Below are 25,389 nucleotides of genomic sequence, written 5' to 3'. Positions count from 1 at the left end.
CAATGACATGGGACGTGGCGCTCATCCTGGGCATCGACGGGCTCGCCAATGGCGCGGTCTATCTGCTCGCCGGGCTGGGACTGGTGCTGATTTTTTCCGTCACGCGGGTGGTGTTCGTGCCGTTCGGCGACATCGCGGCCTTTGCCGCGCTGACGCTGGCGGCTTTCGAGACCGGCCGCCTTCCGCCCACCATCGGGCTGGTCATGGTGCTGGCGGCGCTGGCGACGGCGACCGAGGTTGGCAGCCTGCTGCGGCGCGGCGAGGCGAAGAAGGTGCCCAAGGCCATCCTGGCCTGGGGCGTGCTGCCGCTGCTGCCGTGCTTGCTGGCCTGGGCGACCGCCCGGCCCGGCATTCCGGCCGCGGTGCAGATCGCGGTGACGGTGTTGCTGGTGGTGCCGATCGCGCCGCTGCTGGCACGCGTCGTGTTCCAGCCGATCGCGGATGCGTCGGTGCTGGTGCTGCTGATCGTGTCGCTGGCGCTGCACTTCCTGCTGTCGGGCCTGGGCCTGCTGTTCTTCGGGCCTGAAGGCTCGCGCACCGCGCCGCTCGCGAGCGGAACCATTCCGCTGGGCGACGGCTTCTCGGTCAGTGGGCAGGTGGTGCTGATGGTCGGCTCGGCGATCGTGCTGAGCGGGCTCTTCTTCCTGGTGTTCGAACGCACGGTGGCGGGCAAGGCGCTGCGTGCCACGGCCGTCAACCGCGTCGGTGCACGGCTGGTCGGCATCCGGCCTGCGCGGACCGCCTTGCTGGCCTACGGCAGCGCGTCCCTCCTGGCCGGGCTGATCGGCGTGCTCATCGCGCCGGTGACCACCATGTACTACGACTCCGGCTTCATCATCGGGCTGAAGGCCTTCGTCGCCGCGATCATCGGCGGTCTCGTGAGCTACCCGATGACGGCCGTCGGGGCCCTCGCGGTGGGCGTGGTCGAAAGTTTCGCGTCGTTCTGGAGCGGCGCGCTGAAAGATGTGATCGTGTTCAGTCTGCTCATACCGGTGCTCATGCTGAGGTCCTTCCTCAGCGTGCACTCCGAAGAGGAAGAAGACGAGGTGGACCAATGAGCCCGCTCGTCCAACGCAAGCTCTGGATCGGCCTCGTCGTTGCCGCGATCGCCATTGCGCCCGCGGTGGCCGGCAACTTCACGGTCTCGCTCCTGAATGACATCGGCATCGGCGCATTGGTCGCGCTCGGGCTGGTGATGCTGACCGGTATCGGCGGCGCTACCTCCTTCGGGCAGGCGGCCTTCGTCGGCATCGCGGCCTATGCGACGGCCTGGCTCACTACTGCGCAAGGATTGTCGCCGTGGCTCGGGCTGCTGTTCGCCTTGTTGCTGACCGGCCTGTCGGCCCTCGCCATCGGCATGCTCACGCTGCGCCTGGGCGGGCACTTCCTGCCGCTCAGCACCATCGCATGGGGGCTGTCGATCGCGATGCTGTTCGGCAACGTCGATGCGCTCGGCCGGCACACGGGACTGTCGAACATTCCGGCGCTCAAGATCGGTGCCTGGTCGCTGGCCGATCCGCGAGCGATCTACTACCTGATCTGGGCGTTGGTCGGGCTGGCCTTCCTGTTCAGCCGCAACCTGCTCGAATCGCGGCCGGGCCGCGCCATCCGCAGCCTGCGGGGCGGCGCGACACTGCTCGCGAGCGTCGGCGAGGACGCGTACCGCGTGCGGCTGTCGCTCTTCGTCACCGCCGCGCTGTTCGCCGGTCTCGCGGGCTGGCTCTATGCGCACATGAACCGCTTCGTGAGCCCGTCGCCCTTCGACGTGCGGGCCAGCATCGAGTACCTGCTGATGGCCGTGGCCGGCGGGCTCGGGCAACTCGCAGGCGCCCTGGTCGGCTCTGCGCTGGTGCTGATCCTGAAGAATGGCTTGCAGGACGTGCTGCCGATGCTCACGCAGCGCGCCGGCCAGCTGGAGGCGGTGGCCTTCGCGACGCTCTTCATCCTGCTGCTGCACTTTGCACGCGGCGGCCTGATGGGCTTCGTGCGGCGCTGGACGCGCGGCCGTTTCGCCGCGCCGCCGTCGCGCGAGCCAACGACGCCGGTAGAACCGCTGCCCCACCGCACGCTGCCGGACCGCGGATCGCCGATCCTGTCGGTGACGGGCGCCGTCAAGCGCTTCGGTGGACTGGTGGCCGTCAACGACGTGAGCTTCGACGTGAAGGCGGGTGAGATCGTCGGGCTGATCGGGCCGAACGGCGCAGGCAAGTCGACCATGTTCAACCTGCTGACCTGCACGCTGCCGATGACGGCGGGGCAAGTGCGCTTCCTGGGCCAGGACATCGCAGGCCTGCCGCAGCGCAAGGTCGCGCGGCTCGGGCTGGCACGCACCTTCCAGCACGTGAAGCTGCGGCCGCACATGAGCCTGCTCGATAACGTTGCGCTTGGCGCGCATTCGCGGACGACGACCGGCGTGCTCAAGGCCGGCTTGCGGCTGGACCGTACCGAGGAGCGCCAGATCCTGCAGGAGGCGCAACGCCAGCTGGACCGCATCGGCCTCGGCGACCGCGCCCACGAGCTGGCAGGCAGCCTGCCGCTCGGCACGCAGCGCATCCTGGAAATCGCGCGCGCCCTGGCCGCCGACCCGGTGCTGCTTGTGCTGGACGAACCGGCCGCCGGGCTGCGTCGCAAGGAAAAGATGGCGCTGGGCGACCTGCTGCGCAAATTGCGGGAGGAGGGCGTGACCATCCTCATCGTCGAACATGACATGGACTTCGTGATGAAACTCGTGGACCGGTTGGTGGTGATGAACTTCGGCTCCAAGCTCGTCGAAGGCGCGCCCTCGGCCGTGCGTGCGGACGAACGCGTGCAGGCTGCGTACCTTGGGAGCGTGGTATGACCGCGATGCTGGAGATTGGTGACCTGCACGTCTCGTATGGGCAGGTCGATGCGGTGCGCGGCGTCACGCTCAACCTGGAACATGGCCAGATCATCTCGGTGATCGGCCCCAACGGCGCGGGCAAGACCACGCTGCTGGCCGCCGCGATGGGGCTGCTGCCGTGCAAGGGCATCCTGCGCTTCGAGGGCGAGGATCTGCACGGCCTGGACGTGGAAGCGCGCGTCGAGCGTGGCCTGTGCCTCGTGCCGGAGAAGCGCGAGCTCTTCGGCGAACTGAGCGTGCTCGACAACCTCCAACTCGGCGCCTACTCCCGGCGCCTTCGCAGCGATGCATTGAAGAGCCGCCTGCAGTCCGTGTACGACCGCTTCCCGCGCCTGGCCGAACGCCGTGCGCAGCGTGCCGACACGCTCTCGGGTGGCGAGCGCCAGATGCTCGCCGTGGGCCGTGCGTTGATGTCCGCGCCCCGACTGCTGATGCTCGACGAGCCCAGCCTGGGCCTCGCCCCACTGATCGTGCGCGACATCCTCACCATCGTGCGCAAGCTGCGCGAGGACGGCGTGTCGATCCTGCTCGTCGAGCAGAACGCACGCGCCGCGCTCGAAACCTCGGATCACGGCTACGTGCTGGAGACCGGCGAGATCGCGCTGTCGGGTGCCTCGCAGGACCTCGCCAGCGATCCTCGCGTGCAGGCCACTTATCTGGGCGGAGGCACCCACGATGACGACTGAAGCCCGCGCGCTGCCGCCGTCGCAGCGCACGCTGCCCGCGCTGCTGCAGCGCCAGGCAGCGCAGTTCGCGGGGCGGCCGCTGCTTCGGATCGCGGGGCGCGCGTGGACTCATGGCGATGCGTCCCGGGCGGCGGGCGAGCGCGCCGCGGTGCTGGCGCAGGCTGGCGTGGCACGCGGCGACCGGGTCGCCGTGATGTGCGGAAACCGCATCGAGTTTCTCGAAGTGTTCTTCGGCGCGGGCTGGCTCGGAGCGTCGGTGGTGCCGGTCAATACCGCATCGATGGGGCCGCAGATCGAATACTTCCTCGCCAACAGCGAGGCCAGGTTGCTCGTGATCGAGGCCGAGTTCCTGGAGCGATTGAAGACGGCCGATCTCGGCCGCACGAAGCTGCGCGAAGTCTGGGTGGTCGGCGAATCGCAGGAGCCATCTGTCGCCTGGCAGGCGCCCGAGGGCGTGCGATCGACACCTTATCCCGCCGGCGCCGAGGCGATCCCGCCGGCCGCGGTGCAGCCGGGCGATCCGCTCGCCATCCTCTACACCTCCGGCACCACCGGACCGGCCAAGGGCGTGATCTGCCCGCACGCGCAGTATTTCTGGTGGGGCGTGAACAGTGCGGAGGTGCTCGGCGTCGGCGCCGATGACGTGCTGTGCACCACGCTGCCGCTTTTTCACATCAACGCGCTCAACACCTTCGCGCAGGCTGCGGTGACTGGCTGCGAGGTCGTGTTCGAGTCGCGATTCTCGGCCTCGGGCTTCTGGCAGGCGATGCGCGCGAGCGGCGCGACCGTCGTTTACCTGCTCGGCGCGATGGTGCCGATCTTGCTGGCGCAGCCTGAAGGCCCTGGCGAGCGGGATCACCGCGTCCGCACCGGCCTCGGCCCCGGTGTGCCGGCGGCGGCGGGGCAGGCCTTCATGGAGCGCACGGGGGTCCGGTTGCTCGAAGGCTACGGCTCGACCGAAACGAACTTCGCCATCGTCACTGCGCCCGACTCGCCACGCGGCGGCGTGATGGGGTGGCTGCGACCCGGTTTCGATGCGCGCGTCGCCGACGAGGACGACGTCGAACTGCCGCCCGGCGAAGCCGGCGAACTGCTGCTGCGCGCGGACGAGCCCTATGCCTTTGCGAGCGGCTACTTCAACATGCCGGAGAAGACCGTCGAAGCCTGGCGCAATCTCTGGTTCCACACCGGCGACCGCGTGGTGCGCGATGCCGACGGCGCCTTTCGCTTCGTCGACCGCATCAAGGATGCGATCCGGCGTCGGGGCGAGAACATCTCCTCCTTCGAGGTCGAACAGGTGTTGCTGAGCCATCCCTGCGTGGCGGCTTGCGCGGTCTATCCGGTGCGCTCCGAGCTGGCGGAAGACGAGGTGATGGCCGCGCTGGTGGTCCGGCCCGATCGCAGCGTCGACCCGGACGAACTCACGCTGTTCTGTGAAGCGCGCCTGCCTTATTTCGCCGTGCCCCGCTACATCGACGTGCTGGCCGACCTTCCGCGCACCGAGAACGGCAAAGTGCAGAAGTACAAGCTGCGCGAACGCGGCGTGACACCGCAGACGTGGGACCGGCGCCCTGCTGGCCGCAAGGCGGCAAAAGGCTGACACCATGTTCTCGCTGTCCGGACGAACGGCTTTCGTGACCGGCGCGGGGCAAGGTCTCGGGGCCGCGATCGCACGCGGCCTGGCCGAAGCGGGTGCGCGCGTGGCGCTGACGGATATCGACGCGGCGGCGGTCGACGCCGTCGCAGCCGACCTCTGCGCCAAGGGCTACGAATGCATCGCGATGCCGCTCGATGTGCGCGATGAGACCGCCTTTGCCCAGTGCTTCGAATCAGCTGTGCAGCGCCTCGGAGCCATCGACGCGATGGTGAACAACGCGGCTTTGACGCCGTCGACTTCGCTATGGGACATCGCAGCCGACGAGTGGGACGGGGTCATGGCGGTGAACCTGCGCGGCAGTTTCTTTGGCTGCCGCATCGCCGGACGGCACATGCGTGATCGAGGTGCTGGACGGATCGTCAATCTGTCGTCGGTTGCCGGGCAGCAGGCCAGTGCGGCGACTGGCGCCCACTATGCCGCGTCGAAGGCGGGCATCCTCGCGCTCACGCGCTCTTTCGCGCAGGAACTCGCGCCGCATGGAGTCACGGTGAATGCGATTGCACCTGCCGCGATCCGAAGCCCGATGCTCGACGCGATGGACGAGGCGCGTCAGCGCGCGGTGCGGGCCGGCATTCCGCTCGGCCGTTTCGGCGAGGTGCAGGAGGTGGCCGCAGCAGTCGTCTACCTCGCGTCGCCTGCGGGTGCGTTCATCACGGGCGCGACGCTCGACCTCAACGGGGGACGGCTGATGCGATGAAGCCCCCATGGGGGCCGTCGAAATCCGCGCCGTTAAAATTATTTAGTTGTCAACCAATTATCGAACCATGAGCCAAGCACTGAATGGGCGGCATGCCGTCGTCACGGGCGCCGCACGCGGCATCGGCGCCGAGATCGCCAGGACCCTGGCAGCCGAAGGCGCGCGCGTCACCCTGCTCGGCCGGGACCGCGCGGCGCTGCAGCGCGTGCAGGACGAGCTGCAGGGCACCGGTCACGGCGTGGTCGTCGCCGATGTGGGCGACGCCGAGTCCGTGCGCGCTGCGTTCGAAGCCCTGCGTGTGGCGTCGGGCCCAGTGGCGATCCTTGTCAACAACGCGGGTCAGGCCGAGAGCGCGCCGTTCCTGAAGACTTCGGTGGAGCTGTGGCAGCGCATGCTGGCGGTCAACCTCACCGGCAGCTTTCTGTGTGCGCAGGCAGCGTTGCCCGACATGCTGGAACTGGGCTGGGGCCGCATCGTCAACATCGCGAGCACTGCGGGTCAGAAGGGCTATGCCTACGTGGCGGCCTACACGGCGGCGAAGCACGGGGTGATCGGGCTCACGCGCTCGCTCGCGCTCGAAGTGGCCCGCAAGGGCGTCACCGTCAACGCGGTATGCCCCGGCTACACCGACACCGACATCCTGCGCGCCAGCGTTGCCAACGTGGTCGGCAAGACAGGCCGCAGCGAAGCCGATGCGCTGGCGGAGTTTGCCGGCGTCAATCCGCAGCGCCGCATCGTGCAGCCTGCCGAGGTGGCGGACGCCGTGCGCTGGTTGTGCGGAGAAGGCGCCGCGTCGATGACCGGGCAGGCGATCTCGGTCTCGGGGGGAGAAGTGACATGACGGACATCGGCAACGACCCTTCGCATGCCGCGCTGAGCGACGCGGAAGAACTCGGCCATGAGGCGCGCGCCGGCCAGGAGGACCATGCGGTGCTCAAGCTGTGGTTGCGCATGCTGGCGAGCACGACGCAGATCGAGGCCGAGATCCGTAAGCGCCTGCGCGAGCGCTTCGACATCACGCTGGCACGCTTCGACTACATGGCGCAGCTCTACCGCTACCGAGACGGGCTCAAGATGCGCGTGCTCTCGCGCTACCTGATGGTGACCGGGGGCAACGTCACCGGCCTCACCGACGAACTGGAGCGCGAAGGTGTGGTGTCGCGCACCGCCAGCCCGGACGACCGCCGGGCATGGATCGTCAGCCTCACGCCCAAGGGCCGCCGAAGCTTCGAGGCGATGGCCAAGGAACACGAGCAATGGATCCTGGAAATGTTCGCCGGGCTCGACATGAAGACCGTGCGCCAGTTGCACAGCCAACTCGGCCAGCTCCGGGTGCACGTGATGCGAGGCGAGCCGCCGGCCGAGGAGAGCGCGTGAGCGAAACGAAGACGGCAGCGGAGTTCCGCCGCGAGCGGTTGATCCGTTTCTCGGACTGCGACCCGGCGGGCATCGTCTTCTATCCGCAGTACTTCGTCATGTTCAACGGACTGGTGGAAGACTGGGTGAACGAAGAGCTGGGCATCGGCTACCACAAGCTCATCGCAGAGCAGCGCATCGGCCTGCCGACCGTGCGCCTGGAGGCCGACTTCCGCGCGGTGAGCCGGCTGGGCGACCGTGTGATCCTCGGACTCACGGTCGAGCGACTGGGCTCGCGCTCGCTGACGCTCGGATTGCATTGCTTCGACCGCGAGGGCGAAACACGCATGCGCATGCACCAGGTGCTGGTCACGACGTCGCTCGACAGCCATCGGGCGGTGGAGATTCCAGCGGCGCTGCGCGAGGCGATCATGCGCGGCGCGCCGGGCCTCGCGGCCTGACGCGCGTCAGGTGGAGACGGGCTCGCCCTGGCTCTGGACCGCGGTTGATTCGGCGGCGGGCGCTTCCCGCTCGGGCTGCCTCTGCAGCACCACCGGCTCGCGCCGTGTCTTGTTGAACAGTAGCCGGGTGACGTCCGGCCGAGAGTAGTGCCCCGCCGGATCGCCGGCCGCCTTGGCGAGCGAAATCTGGCCCAGGTCGATGTCCGCGACCACCAGTCCTTCCTGGTCTTCCGGCAGGTTGGTGCCGAGCGGCGATCCGTCCGGCCCGTAGATGCGCGCAAAGCCGCCGCCCGCCAGCAGCATCTGCTGCTTGCCCGGATCGGTGCACAGCATCTCGTGCATCGCCTTCGAGACCGTCGCGCAGGGCGCGATCACGAAGCACTGGCCCTCGGCGGCATACACCTGGCTCGCGGCGTTGTTGACCTCGGCGCCCAGTGCATACGCCGCGCCGCGGTAGAGCGAGAAGCTCGGCCATGCGCCGCAATGGATCTGCTCGTTCTGCGAATACATCGCGTACTTGCTGAGCGGCTGCAGATGTTCCCAACACGAGAGCGACCCGATATTGCCGATCGGAGTCTCGATCACGCTCAGGTCCGATCCATCGCCTTCGCCGAACACCGTGCGCTCCACGTGCGTCGGCTTGAGCTTGCGCCGCGTCTGCAGGGTGTTTCCCTGGTCGTCGATCAGTGCCTGCGCGATGTAAAGGCTGCCCGCGGCCTTTTCGCTGTAGCCGAGCGATACCCAGATCCGGTGCTTGCGGGCAGCGTCGCGGATTCGGTCGAATTCCGCCGAGCCGACGATCAGCGAGTTGTCGTGGTAGCGCTGCACGTACTGCATGCCCCAGGCCGGCGAATCGAGCCAGATCCACCACGGGTAGCCCGGCACCCAGGTTTCCGGGAAGGCGATCAGCTGTACGCCCTGGCCAGCGGCCTGCGCCATCAGCTCGATGGTCTTGTCAATGGTGCCGTCGAGGTCGAGAAACACGGGCGCGGCCTGCACGGCCGCGACACGAACACGGGGATGGGTCTTGCTGGACATGGTGGACTCCTTCGGGTTAGCGCTGTGGCATGGGGGTTGCTTGAAGCGTAAGTTCGCCGCCTGGAATCGGCTTGTCCGGATTTCGCAGCGTTCTTGATCCAGCGTTGCACACCGCACCTCGGAAGGATCTCCATGGCCCAGTTGCTGAGCACCGACGTCGTTCCGCGCGAACAGCGGCTCGCGTACTGGACAGACATGATCTGCAACGTCTACGTGCAACTCGGGTGCGATCCGGTGCAGACCAGCCGAACCGCCGGCGACTTCGAGGGCAGCATCCGGCAGCACGCGCTGCCGAGTCTCGACGTGTCGGTGGTCACTTCCGGGCCGCAAAAGGTGATGCGCACGCCCAGCCACATCGCGCGTTCGTCCGACGACTACTTCCTGGTCAGCATCCAGGCCCAGGGCCGGGGCGTGGTCCGGCAGGACGGGCGCGATGCCGTGTTGTCGGTCGGAGACTTCGCTCTGTACGACAGCACCCGGCCCTACCAATTGCTGTTCGACGATGCCTTCGAGCAGATCGTGCTCAAGCTGCCCGGCGAGCGCCTGCGCAGCGAACTGCGCGAGACGCAGGCGCTGACCGCGACCACGGTATCGGGTCGCGAAGGCGCGGGTCACCTGCTGCTCGGCATGATCCGCACTCTGCGCGAGGACATCGACGCCCTGCAGCCCGCATCCGCGCTGGCGGTTGCGAATGGCGTGCTGAGCATCCTCGTGGCCGGCCTGCAGACGCTGCCGGCTGCGCGCTCGCCGGCGCTGAGCAACCTCACGGCCTTTCACTTGGCGCGCATCAAGCGGCAAGTGGATGCGCGGCTGGACGATCCCGCGCTGTCAGTGGGCACGCTGGCCGCCGAGGTCGGGATGTCGGTGAGCCAGATCCATCGCGTATTCAAGAGCGAGCCGCTGACGCCTTCGCAATACATCTGGGAGCGGCGGCTCGAGGCCTGCAGCCGCGACCTGCTCGATCCGCGCTTGGCCGGACGGCCGATGGGCGAGATCGCGTATGGTCGGGGATTCAGCGACGCGGCGCATTTCAGCCGCGCTTTCCGCGAGCGCTTCGGTTGCTCGCCCAGGGAGTGGCGCCAGCAGATCGCGCATTGACCTGTGCATGGCGGACCGGAGCATTCATGGCACGTAAGAAGAAGGCCGACGCGGGAGCGGAAGACGCGACGCGGGCCCAGGAGTTGTCGAACGCATTCACCGCGCGCAAGCCGACGGTCGACGAACGCATGGCGATCGGCAAGACGATTCGCGAACGGGTTCCCCGTGCGAGCCTCGGCACGTTCGAGCGGCCTCCGGGCGTCGACCCGGTGGGCATCCTGCTTGCGCAGGCCCGCACGCGGCTGCCGAAATTGGTGCCGGTTCGCCATGCCCGCATGCTGCAGTCGCCATTCGCCTTCCTGCGCGGCTCGGCCGCGGTGATGGCCGCCGACCTTGCGGCGAGCCCCACGACCGCGCTGCGCGTGCAGGCCTGCGGCGACATGCATGTCGCGAACTTCGGCGTGTTCGCGTCGGCCGAACGCCAACTCGTGTTCGCGATCAACGATTTCGACGAGACCCAGCCCGGCCCCTGGGAGTGGGACATCAAGCGGCTCGCCGCCAGCGCACATGTCGCATGCCAGCACCTGGGCGGCGACCGCGAGGCGCGCGAGGCCGCGGTTCGCTTCGCCGCGGCCTCCTACCGCCAGCGGATGCGGCGCTATGCCGGCATGGGACTGCTCGAGGTCTGGTACGACACCATCGACAGCGCGCGGCTGCTGGAGACGCTGTCGCCCTGGTTCCGCAGCGCCGCCTCGGCGTTGCTGGACAAGGCGCGGAAGCGAAACCACCTGCAGGTGCTCGACAAGATGACCGATCTGGTGGACGACCAACACCGGATCATCGAGCAGCATCCGTTCATCGTGCGCGTGAGCCACACCTCGGCCGGCAGGCCGGTGGAGGACGCGCTGGGCCACTTCCTGGCGACCTACCTCGATTCGCTCGCGCCCGAGCGCCGCTTCCTGCTGTCGCGCTACCGGGTGCTCGATGTGGCGCAGAAGGTGGTGGGCGTGGGCAGCGTCGGTACGCGCTGCTGGGTGGTGCTGATGCAGGGGCGGGACGAGGACGATCCATTCTTCCTCCAGATCAAGGAAGCGGAGCCCTCGGTGCTGTCGCCCTACGTCCCCTGGCCCGGGTCCGGCAAGGGGCCCCTGAACGAAGGACAGCGGGTGGTGGTGGGCCAGCGGCTGATCCAGGGCTCGCCGGACATCTTTCTGGGCTGGGGGCAACTCGACAGAACCGACTTCTACGTGCGCCAGTTGCGCGACATGAAGGGTGGCATCGAACTCGACATGGGCGAAACCACCCCGTCCGCATTCGCCGAATACTGCAGGCTCTGCGGCTGGGCCCTCGCGCTGGCGCATGCCAAGTCAGGCGACGCGGCGATGATTGCCGGCTACCTCGGCAAGTCGGAAGCCTTCGACGACGCGCTGGTGCGCTTTGCGGCCGCCTATGCGGACCAGACCCGGCGTGACCACGAAACGTTTGCGCAGGCAGCGCGCAGCGGTGCGGTCGAGGTGGCGAGCACGCCTTAGCTTCGCCGGCGCTCAGATGAGTGGCCGCTCGCGCACCTTCATCGTCAATCCCACCGGCGCCATCGAAAGCTGCAGCAGCTCGCGCGGCTCCTTGCCGTCGGCCGTGCCAACGTACTGGATGTCGAAGCGGCTCAACAGAACCGCCATCGCCATCTTCATTTCAACCAGGGCCAGGAAGCGTCCAGGGCAGATGCGCGGGCCAGCTCCAAAGGGCATGGAGATGCGCTTGGCGGCACTGGCAGTCTGCCCGGGGTGGCCGTCCGCCAGCCAGCGTTCGGGGTCGAAGCTGGCGGCATTGCGAATGTGGCGTTCACTCACTGCGTCGCGCCGCATCACTGCGATCACCACCATGCCGGCCGGGATGTGCACGTCGCCGAGCGTGGTGTCGTGCAGGGCTTGCATCGCGTTCTGCGGCGCCACCGGCTTCAGGCGCATGGTCTCGTGGGCGCAGGCTTCAACGTAGTCCAGCTGACCGATCTGGTCGATGTCGGGCGGCTCGCCATCGGCGCACACGCGGCGTACTTCCGCTGTGGCCTTGGCGAGCGCCTGCGGGTTTTGCCAGAGCAAGTGGATCATCCAGGCCACCGTGTTGGCGGTGGTGTCTTCACCGGCCAGGAGCATGGTGAGCACGTTGCCTGCCACTTGCTTGTCGTCCATCCCACTGTCGGGTTCGTCAGCGGCAATCAGCATGGCCTCCAGCAGGTTGGATGGGTGCTCGCGCAGGGCCGGATTCGCCTGAAGTCGCCTGCGCCCTTCGACGATGAAGCCATTGACGGCCGCATTCACCTCGGTCACGCTGCGCACCAGAGCGCGATCTTCGGCCGACGGGAACCAGCGCCACAGTGGAAGTGGCGCAAAGATGCGTTTGAACACCGCCGGAAAGAGGCGATTCAGGTGCTTCTGGATCACATCCTCGTCGCTTTGCAGCGTGTTGACTTCGGCGCCGAACGCCAGACCCGCAATCGCATCCACCGTATAGCGCATCAGGTCGGCCTGCAGATCAATGGTGGTGCCCTGACGCGCGGCCTGCTGCCAGCGTTGGGCCAGTCGCAGTCCGACGCGCTGCAGCGCAGGGTGATAGCGCCTGACGCTGCCGGGGTCGAAGCCGGCCATCACCATGCGTCGCTGGCGTCGCCAGGTCTCGCCGTTGGCACCGAACACGCCACCCATCAGGCCGAGTTCCGTCCACACCTGTTCCAGCTTGGTGGTGCGACGAAAGCCGTCGGGGCGGTCACGCAAGGCTGTCGCGATCAATTCATGGTCACCCACTACCACCGCGCGGCGAGGGCCGAGGCGCAGCCTGAAGATCGGGCCGTGCTCTTCACACCACTGTTCCAGTTGCAAATGCAGCCGAGTGGAGTCGACCTGAAGCAGGTTGCCGAACACCGGCACGGCACGTGGACCGGGCAGTTCGTCGAACTGGCGCAGCCGGGTTGCCGCTGTGGACGAGTTCATGGCGTTGTTGACCGATGGTTGATCGGACCGAGCAGTATTGGGCAGTTTCGAGATGTCGGCAATCCACATTTCTGGTGAGCGGCGGCCGACCGAGTTGGCGAATGGCGTTCGCGACCTGCCTCTGTAGCCGGGATCGTGCGAAGTGGCCGACCTGGGCGCCCATGAAAAAGCCCGCCGAAGCGGGCAAGGACCTTTGAGTAGGGTCCGGAGGAAAACTCATCCTGAGCCGCGGAGATGAACACAGCCTGAATGCCAGCGCTTCGGCACCTGCGAGGCCGATCAAAGTTCTGAAACAGCCTCGTCGCCACCTCCTTGTCGTTCGTCGACCTCTTGCATGTTTTCCAGAATCTTGAGCAAGTAGTGCAAGGTGTGAGTGATGTCGTTCACCGAAAACCCCTCGAGCACCTGCGCGTAGTAGCCGTGAATTTTCGGCAGAGCCTCGTGTTGCCATACGCGCAGCCCCGCTGTCGTCATTGACACGAGACGCGACCGGCGGTCGCGTTCGTCAGCCGCGGTCTGGATTCGTCCGTCCCGTTCCATGCGACTGAGCAGACCGGAGAGGTTCTGCCTGCTCACTTTGAGGTAGCGCGCCAGATCGCCCACGCTCATGCCTCCGGTCGCGGCGGGCCTGGACAGCGCACCGAGCACAGCCCATTGCTGCGTCGTCAGGCCCTCGGCTTCGACCGCCTTTGTGCCTGTTTTATGCAACATATTGGCACATTGATACAAGCGGAAGAATACCCGATTGGCCAGTTCAATCCTTGCAGATTCTTCGTTCGTCTTAGAGTTAGCCATGGATCTGTCTCTTTTGGAAAGGTCTTGCGTCAGTGAGATCATTGCCACATAGTATGACAACATATGGACATATCATGCGATGAGTCTTCAGGCTACACCGCGTCAACGATAGCAAGCTTCAAAACTGATGGAGAACCTCAGGACCTGCCATGCAAAACGATTCGCCTTCCCCCGCACCCGAAATCCTCTGAACTCCCGGACCGGAGCAACTGCTGTCGCAAGCTGCTGTTGGGCGCGGAGGCGGGCAAGGTCGCCAGCCCGGACGCCATGCAGAACCCGTGCAGCCTGGCGTTCTTCGTCGACTACGCCAGCTCGCTCGGCGCGCAGCCGTCCTCAGGCTGACGCAACAAGACTTCGACGATTTGAGATGGAGAGACGCTGAAGCTCGCGGGGGCGCCTGCACCAAGATCAAGAAGTTCCTGCACACCCTGATCAGTCCGCGGCAAAAAGCCCGGACAAGGTTTCCCGCAGCTGGCGCTTCAGCAGCTTTCCGCTCGGATTCTTCGGCAGGCTCTCGACGAGTACCACCCGCTTGGGCGCCTTGAACCCGGCCAGGTGCGTTGCGCAATGCGCGAGGACGTCTTTCTCCGTCAGCGCGTGGCCGCTCTTGGCCACCACGACCGCGACGACCGCCTCGACCCAGAGCGGATGCGGCACGCCGACCACCGCGACCTCCGAAACCTGGGGCAGGCGATAGACCGCCTCCTCGACCTCGCGGCTGGCGACGTTCTCGCCGCCCGTCTTGATCATGTCCTTCTTGCGGTCCACGACGGCGATGTAGCCCTCGTCGTCGATGGTGCCGAGGTCGCCGGAATGGAACCAGCCGCCCTCGAAGGCGTCCCGGGTGCGCTCGTCGTCGTGGAAGTAGCCCAGCATCAGGTGCGGAGAACGGTGGACGATCTCGCCGACTTCTCCCGGCGCGACATCCTGCATCCGGTCGTCGACGACGCGGGTCTCGACATTGAGCACCGCGCGGCCGCAGGAGCCGGGCTTGCGCAACTGATCGTCGGGGCCGAGCATCGTCGCCAGCGGCGCGATCTCGGTCTGGCCGTAGAGATTCCACAGCCTCACGTCCGGCAGCCGGGCCGCGAGCTCGCGCAGGACTTCGACCGGCATGATCGAGGCGCCGTAGTAGCCCTTGCGCAGGCTCGACAGGTCGGTCGTGTCGAAGAGCGGCGAACGAAGAAGCGAGATCCAGACCGTCGGCGGCGCGAAGAAGGAGCCGATGCGATGGCGTTCGATCAGCGGCAACAGGTTGTCGGGAGTCGGCTTGGCGGTGATCACATTGCTGGCGCCGACGTAGATCGACGGCCCGAGGAACACGTCGAGCTGCGCGCAGTGGTACAGGGGCAGGGCATGCAGCGTGAGGTCGTCGCCCGAGATGCTCGCGTCGACGACGCAGCTCACGTACTGCCAGATCACCGCTTCGTGCGTCAGCATCGCGCCCTTCGGCAGGGACTCGGTTCCGCTCGTGTACACGATCTGGGCCAAGTCGCTTCCGGCAAGCTCCACCTCCGGCGATGGTGCGGACGACGCGGCCAGTGCGTCGAATGACGTCATCCCGGGTGCGGGCGCACCGGGCTCCTCCGAGGGCAGCCAGACGAAGTCGCGCACGGCAGTGTCCATGGCCGCGGCCGCGCGTGCCAACTCGGCCAGGCCGCTGTCGGTCGCCAGCAGGCGGGCCCCCGCATGACGCAGGATGTAGGCCGCCTCTTCGGCTTTCAGCATGAAGTTGATCGGCACCAGCACCGCACCGAGGCGCGCCAATGCGAAGCGCAACGCCGCGAAGCCGTGCGAGTTGCGCGCGAGCACCGCCACGCGGTGGCCCTTGTCGATCCCGAGCTCGCCGAGGCCTGCGGCGACGCGATCGCAGATCCGGTCGAACTCGGCATAGGTCCAGCGGACGTCGCCGCACACGATGGCTGTCTTCGCCGGAGTGCGCCTCGCGCTGCGGTAAAGCAGGTCGGCGATCGTTTGGCGGTGGGCAAGGTCGTTCATGTCGTCGTCTCCTTCACGTGCAGGCCGCGTTCCGTCCGGGCAGTGTTTGCAGATGATGTCGTGCCGAACGCTCTTCGCGCAAGAGTTTCCAAGGCGGCGCCATCGTCGTAGGATGCGGCACGAGGGGCGCCCGGCATCCAAGTTGCATCTGCGCCGCCCGCTAATGTGTTGGAGAAGCGCCATGCCTACTTACCAATATCGTTGCGTAAAGTGCGGCGAGGTTTTCGAGCACGTCGAACACGTGGCCGAGCATGAGATTGCTCGCTTGCATTGCCCGAAGTGCGGCAGTGACGCCGTCCAGCACCAGCCGACTCAGTTCTTCGCGAAAACCTCCAAGAAGAGTTAGCACGCCGGTGATTGGCGAGTGCTGACGATTCTTTGCCAGCGCCCGCCGATGACCACGCGGCGATCCAGTCCGCAACAAACGCCGAAAGCCAGCGAGCCGCCCAGTTGGCGCTGGGACAGCATCGCTGCCAGTGATTGGCATTCGCCATTGCGGAAGGGAGGGTTCGGCAAACACTGACCCGCATCGCCGCCAGAGGAATAGATTCGCTTCGTCGCCGTTCTCCCTACAAGCCCCTCCAATGACGAAGATCAATAAGCACCTGCACACCGACCTCGGGCACAGCACGCCGGACAAGGTCACCGTGCGCGGGCGCGACTTGCCGTCCGAAATCCTCGGCCACCTCAACCTGGGTGACATGGCCTTCCTCGAGCTCACGGGCCGCATCCCGACGCCGCAGGAGTCCGTGACCTTCAACGCCATCGTGGTCACGCTCGTCGAGCACGGCATTACGCCCAGCGCGCTGGCTGCCCGCCTGACCTACGCCGGCGCGCCCGAGGCATTGCAGGCCGCCGTCGCAGCCGGTCTCTGTGGCCTGGGCACGGTGTTCGTCGGCAGCACCGAGGGCGCGGCGCGCATGCTGTACGAGGCCATTCCGTTCGGCTCGAAGCCGGAGCGCCCGCTCGCCGACATGGCGCGCGACATCGTGGCCGACTACCGCGCCCGCAAGGAGATCGTGCCTGGCCTCGGCCATCCGCTGCACAAGCCGATCGACCCGCGCACGCCGCGCCTGTTCCAGATTGCGGCCGAGAACGGCCTGTCGAGCCACTACGTCGCGTTGATGCAGGCGGTGCAGGCCGAGGCCGAGCGTGTGTCGGGCAAGTCGCTGCCCATCAATGCAACGGGCGCCATCGGGGCGATCGCTGCCGAGTTCGGCTTTCCGTGGCGCATCATTCGCGGCTTCGGCGTGATGGCGCGCGCGATCGGGCTCGTGGGCCACATCCTCGAAGAAATCAACGACCCGATGGGTGTGGAGATCTGGCAGCGCGTGGAGCGCGAAGCCGGTGGTCCGCGCCAGGATTGAGCGAAGGATTCCCGCATGACCGACACCCTGGACCTCGACCACCTGCGCGGCTGGATCGGCCGCCTCGAGACGCGCGACGAACTCATGTCGCCCTGGACCGCGAGCGCGATGGCCGCGACGGTGCGCAACGACGGGCACGACTGGCAAGCGGGGCAGGCGCTGCCGCCGCTGTGGCACTGGTGCTATTTCCTGCCGACCGCGCCGCAGAACGGGCTCGGGCCGGATGGCCATCCCGCGCGCGGCGGATTCCTGCCGCCGGTGCCGCTGCCGCGGCGCATGTGGGCGGGCAGCCAGTTTGAATTCTTGGCGCCGCTGCAACTCGCGGCTCCGGCGACCAAGACCTCGCGTGTGGCCGATGTCAGCCTGAAGCAGGGCAAGGGCGGGGCGCTCGTGTTCGTGAAGGTGCAGCACGAAGTGCATGCCGGCGGCACGCTGTTGCTGCGCGAGGGACATGACATCGTCTATCGCGAAGCGCCCAAGCCCGGCGAGTCCGCCCCACCGCAGACCCCGCCGGCCGATGCGGCCTGGTCCATGGAGCACCGGCCCGATGCGCCGCTGCTGTTTCGCTATTCGGCGCTGACCTTCAACAGTCACCGCATCCATTACGACTATCCCTACGTCACGCAGGTCGAGGGCTACGACGACCTCGTCGTGCATGGTCCGCTGATCGCCACGCTGCTGCTCGAAGCGGCGCAGCAGCACAACGCAGGTCGGTCGGTGCGTTCGTACAGCTTCAAGGCCGTACGGCCGCTGACCTGCGGCAAATTGCTGCGCGTGTGCGGCCATGCGCCGCAACCCGACGGCTCCGTCACGCTATGGGCCGAGGACGCACAGGGCGCCCTGCTCATGCAAGCGACTGCGCAAATGGAATGAAGCGCGTTTCCACTCAATCAAAGCCACAAACATGAGCGACTCCACTCACCGTCACCAGGACATCCGCGACGCCGTGCGCGACCTGTGCGCGCAGTTCCCCAATGAATACTTCCGCAAGGTCGACGAGGCGCGCGCCTATCCGGCCGAGTTCGTCGACGCGCTGACCAAGGCCGGCTGGATGGCCGCGCTCATCCCGCAGGAGTACGGTGGCTCGGGTCTCGGGCTCACCGAAGCCTCGGTGATCATGGAAGAGATCAACCGCGCTGGCGGCAACTCCGGCGCCTGCCACGGCCAGATGTACAACATGGGTACCTTGCTGCGCCACGGCTCCGAAGCGCAGAAGCGGCAGTACCTGCCGAAGATCGCGAGCGGCGACCTGCGGCTGCAGTCGATGGGCGTGACCGAGCCTTCCACCGGCACCGACACCACCAAGATCAAGACCACCGCGGTGAAGAAGGGCGACCGCTATGTCATCAACGGCCAAAAAGTCTGGATCTCGCGCATCCAGCACTCCGACCTGATGATCCTGCTGGCGCGCACCACGCCGCTGGCCGAGGTCAAGAAGAAATCCGAGGGCATGTCGATCTTCATCGTCGACCTGCGAGAGGCGATCGGCAACGGACTCATCGTGCGGCCCATCCTCAACATGGTCAACCACGAGACCAACGAGCTGTTCTTCGAGAACCTGGAGATCCCGGCCGAGAACCTCATCGGCGAGGAAGGGCAGGGCTTCAAGTACATCCTCGACGGCCTGAACGCCGAGCGCACGCTGATCGCGGCGGAGTGCATCGGCGACGGCTATTGGTTCATCGACAAGGTGACGGCCTACACCAAGGAGCGCGTCGTCTTCGGTCGCCCGATCGGGCAGAACCAGGGTGTGCAGTTTCCGATCGCCGAGGCCTTCATCGAGATCGAGGCAGCGGACCTGATGCGCTACGAGGCCTGCCGCCGATTCGACGCGCACGAGCCCTGCGGTGCGCAGGCCAACATGGCGAAGTACCTCGCGGCCAAGGCGTCTTGGGAAGCGGCCAATGCCTGCCTGCAGTTCCACGGCGGCTTCGGTTTCGCCGCCGAGTATGACGTGGAGCGCAAGTTCCGCGAGACGCGGCTCTACCAGGTGGCACCGATCTCGACCAATCTCATCCTGAGCTACGTCGCCGAGCACATGCTTGGATTGCCGAGATCCTTTTGAACACCCCCAGGCTTGCCCACTTCGTGTGGCCGCCCACCCTTTTGCAGGGGGCAACACCTGTGGCCCGGCAAAGCCGGTTCCGCGGTATTCCTGAATGAGGCAATCTGCTCTCTACTTGAAATGAAACTGATATGACCCGTCCGCTCGAAGGCATCACCGTCCTCACGCTCGAACATGCGATCGCGGCGCCGTTCTGCACGCGTCAGTTGGCCGACCTGGGCGCGCGCGTCATCAAGGTCGAGCGGCCGGGTACCGGCGACTTCGCGCGTGCCTACGACCAGCGCGTGAACGGCCTGGCGTCGCATTTCGTCTGGACCAATCGCTCCAAGGAAAGCCTGACGCTGGACGTGAAGCATCCGCAGGGGCGGGACGTGCTCAAGCGCCTGGTCGGCGAGGCCGACGTGCTGGTGCAGAACCTTGCGCCCGGTGCCGCGGCGCGGCTGGGCCTGTCCTACGAGGCCCTGTCGGCCGAGCACAAGGGGTTGATCGTCTGCGACATCTCCGGCTATGGCGATGACGCGGCACAGCCCGGTCCCTACCGCGACAAGAAGGCCTACGACCTGTTGATCCAGAGCGAATCGGGTTTCCTCTCAGTCACTGGAACGCCGGACGAAATGGCCAAGGCCGGCTGCTCGATCGCCGACATCGCGGCGGGCATGTACGCGTACAGCAACATCCTCGCGGCGCTGCTGCAGCGCGGCACGACGGGCAAGGGCTGTCGCATCGACGTCTCGATGCTGGAGAGCATGGTCGAGTGGATGAGCTTTCCCCTGTATTACGCCTTCGACGGCGCGGCCCCGCCGCCGCGCGCAGGGGCCGCGCACGCCACCATCTACCCCTACGGCCCGTTCCCGGCCGGCGACGGCAAGATGGTGATGCTGGGCCTGCAGAACGAAAGGGAGTGGCAGGTCTTCTGCGCCAAGGTGCTGGAGCAGCCGGCGCTCGCGACCGATGCGCGCTTTGCCTCGAACACGCTGCGCACGGCGTCGCGCGAGGCACTGCGCGAGATCATCATCCAGGCCTTTGTGCCCTTCAACGCGGCACAGATCATCGAGCGGCTCGACGCGGCCCAGATCGCCAATGCGCAAGCCAACACGATGCAGGACGTGTGGGCGCACCCGCAACTGCGCGCTCGCGAGCGCTGGACCGAGGTAGGCACGGGTGCTGGCGCGATTCCCGCGCTGTGGCCGCCGGGCATGCCGCGCGAGTGGGATCCTCGAATGGACGCGGTTCCCACGCTGGGGCAGCACACGGATTCGATCCTGGCCGAAGTCGGCTACGACGCGGCAGCGATTGCATCTCTCCGTGCCGAAGGTGCGGTGTGAGATCGCAGCCGGCCTGCCCCCACCCTCGCCTTCCTCGTGTGGGTCCTGCACTCCCGATCCTTTTTTCACTTCTTGATCGACCGTTGCCATGAACAAGCATCCCAGTCAGGCCCTGGCCACCTTTGCAGCTGAACTCTCGTTCGAGCAAGTTCCCGATGCGGTGATCCGCCGCACCGAAGACCTGATGCTCGACTGGCTGGGCTCCGTGCTCGCCGCGCGCTCGGCGCGGCCGGTGCGAAGCATCCAGCGATTCGCGGAAATGATGGGTCCTGCCGACGGGCCGAGCGAAGTGCTGATCTCGCGCCGCACGACATCGCCCGTCTTCGCAGCGCTCGTGAATGCGGCCGCGTCGCACTACGTGGAGCAGGACGACGTGCACAACGGCTCGGTGTTCCATCCCGCGGCGGTGGTCTTCGCGCCGGCCCTGGCGACGGCGCAGGCCGTGGGCGCAAGCGGAGCGCAATTGTTGACGGCGGTCGTCGCCGGCTACGAGGTCGGCATCCGCGTCGGCGAGTTCCTGGGGCGCTCGCACTACCGGACCTTCCACACCACGGCGACGGCCGGCACCTTGGCCGCTGCTGCGGCGGTCGGTCGTCTGCTCGACCCGTCTCCGGCGCAGATGCTGCATGCCTTCGGCTCGGCCGGTACGCAGTCCGCGGGCGTGTGGGAGTTCCTGCGCGACGCGGCCGATTCGAAGCAACTGCACTGCGCCCATGCGGCGGCCAGCGGCCTGATGTCGGCCTACCTCGCGCAGGACGGCTTCACCGGTGCCGCGCGGGTGCTCGAAGGCGCACAGGGCCTGGGCGTGGGCATGTCAACCGATGCGGATCCGGCGCGCCTCACGGGTGGGCTGGGCACGCGCTGGGCATTGGCGGAGACTTCGTTCAAGTACCACGCGTCGTGCCGCCATACGCATCCTGCGGCCGATGCGCTGCTCGAGGTCATGACGAAGAACGGCCTGAAGGCCGGCGACATCGAGCGCGTCGTCACCCACGTGCACCAGGGCGCCATCGACGTGCTGGGCCGCGTGGTGGTGCCGGCGACGGTGCATCAGGGCAAGTTCTCGATGGGCACGGTGCTGGGCCTGATTGCGGTACACGGTCGCGCGGGCCTTACCGAGTTCGACCGCGACTTTCTCGCGCCCGAAGTCGCCGCCTTCCGCGACAAGGTCATGATGGAACTCGACCGCGAAGTCGACACCGCGTATCCCGCGCGCTGGATCGGCAAGGTCAGCGTGACCACGTCCGACGGCCGCACGCTATCGGGTCGAGTGGACGAGCCCAAGGGCGACCCCGGCAACACGCTGAGCCGCGCGGAGATCGAGGACAAGATGAAGCGGCTGACCCAGTACGGCGAGGCCGCCACGCCGCAGGAGGCGCAGGCCCTGTGCGAACGCGTCTGGGCCCTCGCTGGCGAGGCCCGCGTCGGGCGGTTGCTGGGCTGAAGGGCAGGGCCGATGTCACTCGCTCCTTCTTCCGGCAAGGCTGTTGCGCGCAGCCTGCTGTTCGTGCCCGGTCACCAGGCCGCGCGGTTCGACAAGGCCTGCCAGAGCGGTGCTGACGCCGTCGTGCTCGATCTCGAAGATGCCGTGCCGCCCGACCGAAAGGAGGACGCACGCGCGCAGGTGGCGCACTGGCTTGCCGCACGGCGGGGCAACACGGAACCTCATCCCCTGGTCGCGGTTCGCATCAACGCCGCGGACACGCCGTGGCATGCAGCCGACCTGTCGCTGTGCGCCGGCGCGGGCGTCGAGGCACTGATGCTGCCGAAGGCCGAGGACGCCGCCGTGCTGCGCGCCATCGCGACGGTGCTGCCCGCGGTGGCGTTGTGGCCCCTCGTCGAAACCGCGCGCGGGATCGCGCGGCTGGACGAAATCGCGTCGGCGCCCGGCGTGCAGCGCCTGGTGTTCGGCACCATCGACTTCCAGGCCGACCTCGACATCGAAGGCGATGGCCAGGAGTTGCTGTTCTTCCGTTCGCGGATCGTGCTGGCCTCGCGTCTCGCGGGCTTGCAGTCACCCGTCGACGGCGTGAGCACCGCCATCGACGATCCGGCGCGCATTGAAGCGGATGCCCTGCACGCGAGGCGCATGGGCTTCGGCGGCAAGCTGTGCATTCATCCGAAGCAGGTCGCGGTCGTCAACCGGGGCTTCTCGCCGACACTGGCACAGGTCGACTGGGCGAGGCGCGTGATCGACGCCGATGCGGCCAGCGGCGGTGCGCCGGTCACGGTCGACGGCAAGATGGTCGATCGGCCCGTGGTGCTCAAGGCGCAAGCAGTGCTGCGTGCCGCGATGACTGGGCGTCCCCAGACTCCCTGAAGGCCTGGGGCTGATTCAACTGGCCAGATAGTCGAACAGCTCGCGTGCCGAAGCCGGCAACTGCTCGCGATCGCGCGCGACGATCTTGAGTTCGCGCTCGGCCCATGCATCGGCCAGCGCCACGGTGGTGATGCGCAGGGCGCGCGACAGGCGTCGCGCGGAAGAGGCGGGCAGCACGCCAACGCCGACCCCCGCTTCGATCATGAGACAGATCGCCTCGAAGCTGCCGACCTGGATGCGCGGGCTGTAGCCCCGGCCTGCCAGTTCCGCCTTGCGCTGCAGGAAGCGATGAATGGCGCTGCCATGGTGCAGGCCCACATGCTGCTCTTCGAGTGTGTCGACGAAGGCGATCGACTCCGCGCCCGCGAAGCGATGCGTCGCGGGGACGACCAGCACCAGCTGATTGCGGCCGAAGGGGCGGGCATCGAAGTCGCCGGTGTGCACGTCGCCGGCGAGGATGCCGATGTCCGCGCCGCCATCGGCCACCGACCGCACGATCTCCTCGCTGAGGTATTCGCGCAGGTCCACCTGCACCGCCGGATGCCGCGTGAGGAAGCCGGCCAACTTCTCTGGCAGGTATTCGGTGATGGACGTCGTGTTGGCAAACACGCGCACGTGCCCCTTGATGCCCTTGCCGAAGTCCTGCATGTCGATGCGCAGGTGCTCCATCTGCTGCATCACGCGCTTGGCGTGGTAGAGCAGGGCCTCGCCCGCCGCGGTGAGCGTCACGCCCTGGGCATTGCGGTGCAGCAGCTTGCCGCCGATGGCTTCCTCCATCTGCTTGATGCGTGTCGATGCGGCGGCCAGCGAGATGCAAGCCTTGTCCGCGCCGCGCGTCAGGCTCCTGGCGTCAGCCACGTAGGCAAAGAGCTTCAGGTCGAAAAGGTCGAAATGCAGATTCACGCAAGAGGGCGCGCACGCGCCGAGCAGCGGGGACGAGACCCGGATTGTCCCGCCAAAGCCCCTCGCGTCACACGGGCAGCCGGCACAGCGGGCCGCGGCTCCTGAAACACCGCTGAACCGGCGGGACGGCCACACAACGTGGGCAATGCTTGGGGCTTCAGCCATTCGCGCAGAAGGCGGAGATCGGCGAGGCCGCGAAGGAGGTCGCGATTGTGTTTGCGCCGAACACCGGGGAGCGTCGTTTCTGGGACAGCGTTCGTCGCAAGCTGCCTCATATACTGAATCGGGCCTGCGCCGCATCGATGGCGAGGCCTGCATCGCGTTCAATCTGAAGACTAATACTTAATGAATATCAAGCTACGACATTGCGCCGCGGCAGCCCTGCTGTGTGTCACTTCCTGGGCTGGTGCCCAAACGCCCACGCAGATGCCGCCGCTGACGCCCGAGCAACAACGCTTCCACGACATCTACAAGGAACTCGTCGAGATCAACACGACGCATCTGACGGGCAACAACACCGAAGCGGCACAGGCCATGCGCAAGCACCTGCTCGATGCCGGCTTCAAGGCGGACGAAATTCAACTTTTCGAGCCCTACCCCAACAAGGGCAATCTGGTCGTTCGCTTCAAGGGTACGGGCGGAAAGAAGCCGCTGCTGCTGCTGGCCCACATCGACGTGGTCGAGGCGCGCCGCGCGGACTGGAAGACCGATCCGTTCAAGCTCAAGGAGGACGACGGCTACTTCACCGCGCGCGGCGCGTCGGACGACAAGGCCATGGCGGCTTCGTTCGTGTCGATCTTCAGCCAGCTCAAGCGCGAGGGCTTCAAGCCCACCCGCGATATCGTGCTCGCACTCACGGCGGACGAGGAACTCGGCGACGTGCCTACCAACGGCGCATTCTGGCTGGTGAACAACCAGCGTGCGCTGCTCGATGCGGAGTTCGGCATCAACGAAGGCGGTGGCGGCCAGCTCAACAACGGCAAGCCGGTGTTGCACAGGGTGCAGGTGGCCGAGAAGATGTACACGACTTACAAGCTCGAAGTGCGCGATGTCGGCGGCCACAGCTCGTTGCCGACGCCCGCCAACCCCATCTACGAACTCAGCGCGGCATTGGACCGGCTGGGCGCTTTCCGCTTCCCCGTGAAGCTGGCCGACGTCACGCGCAGTTATTTCGAGAAAAGCGCCCAGTTCGAAACCGGCCAGATGTCAGAGGACATGCGCGCCGTCGCGTCGGGAAAGCCGGATGACGCCGCGATCGATCGCCTGTCGCGCTCGGCGCTCTACAACGCCACGCTGCGCACCACTTGCGTCGCAACGCAGATCACGGCCGGCCATGCGGAGAACGCACTGCCTCAGTCGGCCAAGGCTACAGTCAACTGCCGCATCCTGCCGCACGACGATCCTGCCGAAGTCGATGCCGCACTGCGCAAGGTGCTGGGCAGCAGCCGCATCAAGATCGAAGCGAGCAATCCGCCGCTGAAGAGCCCGCCGTCGCCGCTGCGCGCCGACGTGCTGGGCGTTGTCGATTCCCTCACGCAGCAGATGTGGCCGGGCATCCCCGTCGTCCCGACGATGAGCACGGGCGCCACCGACAGTCGCTTCATGCGCAACATCGGCATTCCGATGTACGGCGTCTCCGGCATCTTCTCGGAGCCCAGCGACGCACGCGCTCACGGTCTGGACGAGCGCGTCGCGATCCCGCGGCTCTACGACGGCCGCGAGTTCATGTACCGCATGGTCAAGCAGCTCTCGCAATAAGCGCCTGCCGGGGTGCGGCCTTCGGCGTCGTTGACGACACCGGACGCCGCACCGCGC

The 25,389-nt window shown here is 66.9% G+C and carries 23 protein-coding genes; 18 read left to right on the top strand and 5 right to left on the bottom strand.

The features are described 5' to 3' along the window. Nucleotides 1-2: 2 nt before the first annotated feature. From QTI04_RS23885 to QTI04_RS23850, 8 genes are all read left to right on the top strand, one after another. A complete protein-coding gene (locus QTI04_RS23885; RefSeq protein ID WP_286599588.1) occupies nucleotides 3-1,058 on the top strand; it encodes a branched-chain amino acid ABC transporter permease in 1,056 nt (351 codons plus the stop codon). Then, nucleotides 1,055-2,839 (top strand): branched-chain amino acid ABC transporter ATP-binding protein/permease, encoded by a 1,785-nt coding sequence (locus QTI04_RS23880; RefSeq protein ID WP_286599589.1) that lies wholly within the window; start codon nucleotides 1,055-1,057, stop codon nucleotides 2,837-2,839. The genes QTI04_RS23885 and QTI04_RS23880 overlap by 4 nt, the downstream gene beginning before the upstream one ends. Continuing rightward, a complete protein-coding gene (locus QTI04_RS23875) occupies nucleotides 2,836-3,567 on the top strand; it encodes an ABC transporter ATP-binding protein (protein ID WP_286599590.1) in 732 nt (243 codons plus the stop codon). Before QTI04_RS23880 ends, QTI04_RS23875 begins: the two co-directional genes overlap by 4 nt. Then, nucleotides 3,557-5,167, top strand: coding sequence for an ATP-dependent acyl-CoA ligase (locus tag QTI04_RS23870; protein ID WP_286617796.1), 1,611 nt, complete (start codon nucleotides 3,557-3,559; stop codon nucleotides 5,165-5,167). Before QTI04_RS23875 ends, QTI04_RS23870 begins: the two co-directional genes overlap by 11 nt. A 4-nt stretch (nucleotides 5,168-5,171) precedes the next feature. Continuing rightward, the gene (locus QTI04_RS23865; protein WP_286617795.1) at nucleotides 5,172-5,921 is read left to right on the top strand and encodes an SDR family NAD(P)-dependent oxidoreductase; all 750 of its coding nucleotides are present in this window, start codon (nucleotides 5,172-5,174) and stop codon (nucleotides 5,919-5,921) included. A 67-nt stretch (nucleotides 5,922-5,988) separates the two neighbouring features. Beyond that, a complete protein-coding gene (locus QTI04_RS23860; protein WP_286617794.1) occupies nucleotides 5,989-6,762 on the top strand; it encodes an SDR family NAD(P)-dependent oxidoreductase in 774 nt (257 codons plus the stop codon). Beyond that, nucleotides 6,759-7,298 carry a MarR family winged helix-turn-helix transcriptional regulator gene (locus tag QTI04_RS23855; RefSeq protein ID WP_286599596.1) on the top strand — a complete coding sequence of 180 codons (540 nt, stop codon included), beginning with the start codon at nucleotides 6,759-6,761 and terminating at the stop codon, nucleotides 7,296-7,298. Before QTI04_RS23860 ends, QTI04_RS23855 begins: the two co-directional genes overlap by 4 nt. Beyond that, nucleotides 7,295-7,738: a thioesterase family protein gene (locus tag QTI04_RS23850; RefSeq protein WP_286617793.1), complete on the top strand. Its 444-nt coding sequence runs from the start codon at nucleotides 7,295-7,297 to the stop codon at nucleotides 7,736-7,738. Before QTI04_RS23855 ends, QTI04_RS23850 begins: the two co-directional genes overlap by 4 nt. 6 nt (nucleotides 7,739-7,744) lie before the next feature. Here the strand turns inward: QTI04_RS23850 and QTI04_RS23845 are convergent, their stop codons facing one another. Continuing rightward, the gene (locus tag QTI04_RS23845) at nucleotides 7,745-8,776 is read right to left on the bottom strand and encodes a carbon-nitrogen hydrolase family protein (protein WP_286617792.1); all 1,032 of its coding nucleotides are present in this window, start codon (nucleotides 8,774-8,776) and stop codon (nucleotides 7,745-7,747) included. Between the two features lie 132 nt (nucleotides 8,777-8,908). Here QTI04_RS23845 and QTI04_RS23840 point away from each other — a divergent pair, with 132 nt between their 5' ends. Together QTI04_RS23840 and QTI04_RS23835 are read left to right on the top strand one after the other, a co-directional pair. Then, nucleotides 8,909-9,874, top strand: coding sequence for a helix-turn-helix domain-containing protein (locus tag QTI04_RS23840; RefSeq protein ID WP_286617791.1), 966 nt, complete (start codon nucleotides 8,909-8,911; stop codon nucleotides 9,872-9,874). A gap of 26 nt (nucleotides 9,875-9,900) precedes the next feature. Next, the gene (locus QTI04_RS23835) at nucleotides 9,901-11,346 is read left to right on the top strand and encodes a DUF2252 domain-containing protein (protein ID WP_286617790.1); all 1,446 of its coding nucleotides are present in this window, start codon (nucleotides 9,901-9,903) and stop codon (nucleotides 11,344-11,346) included. Nucleotides 11,347-11,358: 12 nt separating this feature from the next. Here the strand turns inward: QTI04_RS23835 and QTI04_RS23830 are convergent, their stop codons facing one another. The 3 genes from QTI04_RS23830 to QTI04_RS23820 all read right to left on the bottom strand — a co-directional run bounded on the left by QTI04_RS23830 (nucleotide 11,359) and on the right by QTI04_RS23820 (nucleotide 15,594). Then, the gene (locus tag QTI04_RS23830; protein ID WP_286617789.1) at nucleotides 11,359-12,801 is read right to left on the bottom strand and encodes a cytochrome P450; all 1,443 of its coding nucleotides are present in this window, start codon (nucleotides 12,799-12,801) and stop codon (nucleotides 11,359-11,361) included. Between the two features lie 279 nt (nucleotides 12,802-13,080). After that, on the bottom strand, nucleotides 13,081-13,596 hold the full coding sequence (locus QTI04_RS23825; protein ID WP_286617788.1) for a MarR family winged helix-turn-helix transcriptional regulator: 516 nt from the start codon (nucleotides 13,594-13,596) through the stop codon (nucleotides 13,081-13,083). A gap of 432 nt (nucleotides 13,597-14,028) precedes the next feature. Continuing rightward, on the bottom strand, nucleotides 14,029-15,594 hold the full coding sequence (locus tag QTI04_RS23820) for an acyl-CoA synthetase (protein WP_286617787.1): 1,566 nt from the start codon (nucleotides 15,592-15,594) through the stop codon (nucleotides 14,029-14,031). Nucleotides 15,595-15,775: 181 nt separating this feature from the next. Between QTI04_RS23820 and QTI04_RS23815 the strand changes: the two genes are divergently transcribed. The 7 genes from QTI04_RS23815 to QTI04_RS23785 all read left to right on the top strand — a co-directional run bounded on the left by QTI04_RS23815 (nucleotide 15,776) and on the right by QTI04_RS23785 (nucleotide 22,671). Continuing rightward, a complete protein-coding gene (locus QTI04_RS23815) occupies nucleotides 15,776-15,940 on the top strand; it encodes a zinc ribbon domain-containing protein (protein WP_286599606.1) in 165 nt (54 codons plus the stop codon). 238 nt (nucleotides 15,941-16,178) lie between these two features. After that, nucleotides 16,179-16,961, top strand: a complete 783-nt coding sequence (locus QTI04_RS23810) for a citryl-CoA lyase (protein WP_286599607.1) — start codon at nucleotides 16,179-16,181, stop codon at nucleotides 16,959-16,961. 15 nt (nucleotides 16,962-16,976) lie between these two features. Next, nucleotides 16,977-17,834: an acyl-CoA dehydrogenase gene (locus tag QTI04_RS23805; protein WP_286617786.1), complete on the top strand. Its 858-nt coding sequence runs from the start codon at nucleotides 16,977-16,979 to the stop codon at nucleotides 17,832-17,834. A gap of 31 nt (nucleotides 17,835-17,865) precedes the next feature. After that, nucleotides 17,866-19,026: an acyl-CoA dehydrogenase family protein gene (locus QTI04_RS23800; RefSeq protein WP_286599610.1), complete on the top strand. Its 1,161-nt coding sequence runs from the start codon at nucleotides 17,866-17,868 to the stop codon at nucleotides 19,024-19,026. A gap of 131 nt (nucleotides 19,027-19,157) precedes the next feature. Beyond that, on the top strand, nucleotides 19,158-20,351 hold the full coding sequence (locus QTI04_RS23795) for a CaiB/BaiF CoA-transferase family protein (protein ID WP_286617785.1): 1,194 nt from the start codon (nucleotides 19,158-19,160) through the stop codon (nucleotides 20,349-20,351). Nucleotides 20,352-20,439: 88 nt separating this feature from the next. Beyond that, nucleotides 20,440-21,795 (top strand): MmgE/PrpD family protein, encoded by a 1,356-nt coding sequence (locus QTI04_RS23790; RefSeq protein ID WP_286617784.1) that lies wholly within the window; start codon nucleotides 20,440-20,442, stop codon nucleotides 21,793-21,795. Between the two features lie 12 nt (nucleotides 21,796-21,807). After that, nucleotides 21,808-22,671, top strand: coding sequence for a CoA ester lyase (locus QTI04_RS23785; protein WP_286617783.1), 864 nt, complete (start codon nucleotides 21,808-21,810; stop codon nucleotides 22,669-22,671). A gap of 15 nt (nucleotides 22,672-22,686) precedes the next feature. Here the strand turns inward: QTI04_RS23785 and QTI04_RS23780 are convergent, their stop codons facing one another. Beyond that, a complete protein-coding gene (locus QTI04_RS23780) occupies nucleotides 22,687-23,574 on the bottom strand; it encodes a LysR family transcriptional regulator (protein WP_286599616.1) in 888 nt (295 codons plus the stop codon). 345 nt (nucleotides 23,575-23,919) lie between these two features. Between QTI04_RS23780 and QTI04_RS23775 the strand changes: the two genes are divergently transcribed. Continuing rightward, nucleotides 23,920-25,332, top strand: coding sequence for a M20/M25/M40 family metallo-hydrolase (locus QTI04_RS23775; RefSeq protein WP_286617782.1), 1,413 nt, complete (start codon nucleotides 23,920-23,922; stop codon nucleotides 25,330-25,332). Nucleotides 25,333-25,389 lie beyond the last annotated feature (57 nt).

The organism is Variovorax sp. J22R115 (assembly GCF_030317005.1).
GTDB lineage: Bacteria > Pseudomonadota > Gammaproteobacteria > Burkholderiales > Burkholderiaceae_C > Variovorax.
The sequence above is the reverse complement of the archived record's forward strand: the minus strand, read 5'-3'. Positions and strand labels throughout refer to the sequence as shown.

Coding starts and splice junctions, on each gene's coding strand:
- QTI04_RS23870 (WP_286617796.1), top strand. CDS start 3,557: ATGACGACTGAAGCCCGCGCGCTGCCGCCGTCGCAGCGCACGCTGCCC.
- QTI04_RS23825 (WP_286617788.1), bottom strand. CDS start 13,596: ATGGCTAACTCTAAGACGAACGAAGAATCTGCAAGGATTGAACTGGCC.
- QTI04_RS23820 (WP_286617787.1), bottom strand. CDS start 15,594: ATGAACGACCTTGCCCACCGCCAAACGATCGCCGACCTGCTTTACCGC.
- QTI04_RS23790 (WP_286617784.1), top strand. CDS start 20,440: ATGAACAAGCATCCCAGTCAGGCCCTGGCCACCTTTGCAGCTGAACTC.
- QTI04_RS23860 (WP_286617794.1), top strand. CDS start 5,989: ATGAGCCAAGCACTGAATGGGCGGCATGCCGTCGTCACGGGCGCCGCA.
- QTI04_RS23830 (WP_286617789.1), bottom strand. CDS start 12,801: ATGAACTCGTCCACAGCGGCAACCCGGCTGCGCCAGTTCGACGAACTG.
- QTI04_RS23775 (WP_286617782.1), top strand. CDS start 23,920: ATGAATATCAAGCTACGACATTGCGCCGCGGCAGCCCTGCTGTGTGTC.
- QTI04_RS23815 (WP_286599606.1), top strand. CDS start 15,776: ATGCCTACTTACCAATATCGTTGCGTAAAGTGCGGCGAGGTTTTCGAG.
- QTI04_RS23840 (WP_286617791.1), top strand. CDS start 8,909: ATGGCCCAGTTGCTGAGCACCGACGTCGTTCCGCGCGAACAGCGGCTC.
- QTI04_RS23795 (WP_286617785.1), top strand. CDS start 19,158: ATGACCCGTCCGCTCGAAGGCATCACCGTCCTCACGCTCGAACATGCG.
- QTI04_RS23875 (WP_286599590.1), top strand. CDS start 2,836: ATGACCGCGATGCTGGAGATTGGTGACCTGCACGTCTCGTATGGGCAG.
- QTI04_RS23855 (WP_286599596.1), top strand. CDS start 6,759: ATGACGGACATCGGCAACGACCCTTCGCATGCCGCGCTGAGCGACGCG.
- QTI04_RS23865 (WP_286617795.1), top strand. CDS start 5,172: ATGTTCTCGCTGTCCGGACGAACGGCTTTCGTGACCGGCGCGGGGCAA.
- QTI04_RS23800 (WP_286599610.1), top strand. CDS start 17,866: ATGAGCGACTCCACTCACCGTCACCAGGACATCCGCGACGCCGTGCGC.
- QTI04_RS23885 (WP_286599588.1), top strand. CDS start 3: ATGACATGGGACGTGGCGCTCATCCTGGGCATCGACGGGCTCGCCAAT.
- QTI04_RS23785 (WP_286617783.1), top strand. CDS start 21,808: ATGTCACTCGCTCCTTCTTCCGGCAAGGCTGTTGCGCGCAGCCTGCTG.
- QTI04_RS23835 (WP_286617790.1), top strand. CDS start 9,901: ATGGCACGTAAGAAGAAGGCCGACGCGGGAGCGGAAGACGCGACGCGG.
- QTI04_RS23805 (WP_286617786.1), top strand. CDS start 16,977: ATGACCGACACCCTGGACCTCGACCACCTGCGCGGCTGGATCGGCCGC.
- QTI04_RS23810 (WP_286599607.1), top strand. CDS start 16,179: ATGACGAAGATCAATAAGCACCTGCACACCGACCTCGGGCACAGCACG.
- QTI04_RS23880 (WP_286599589.1), top strand. CDS start 1,055: ATGAGCCCGCTCGTCCAACGCAAGCTCTGGATCGGCCTCGTCGTTGCC.
- QTI04_RS23845 (WP_286617792.1), bottom strand. CDS start 8,776: ATGTCCAGCAAGACCCATCCCCGTGTTCGTGTCGCGGCCGTGCAGGCC.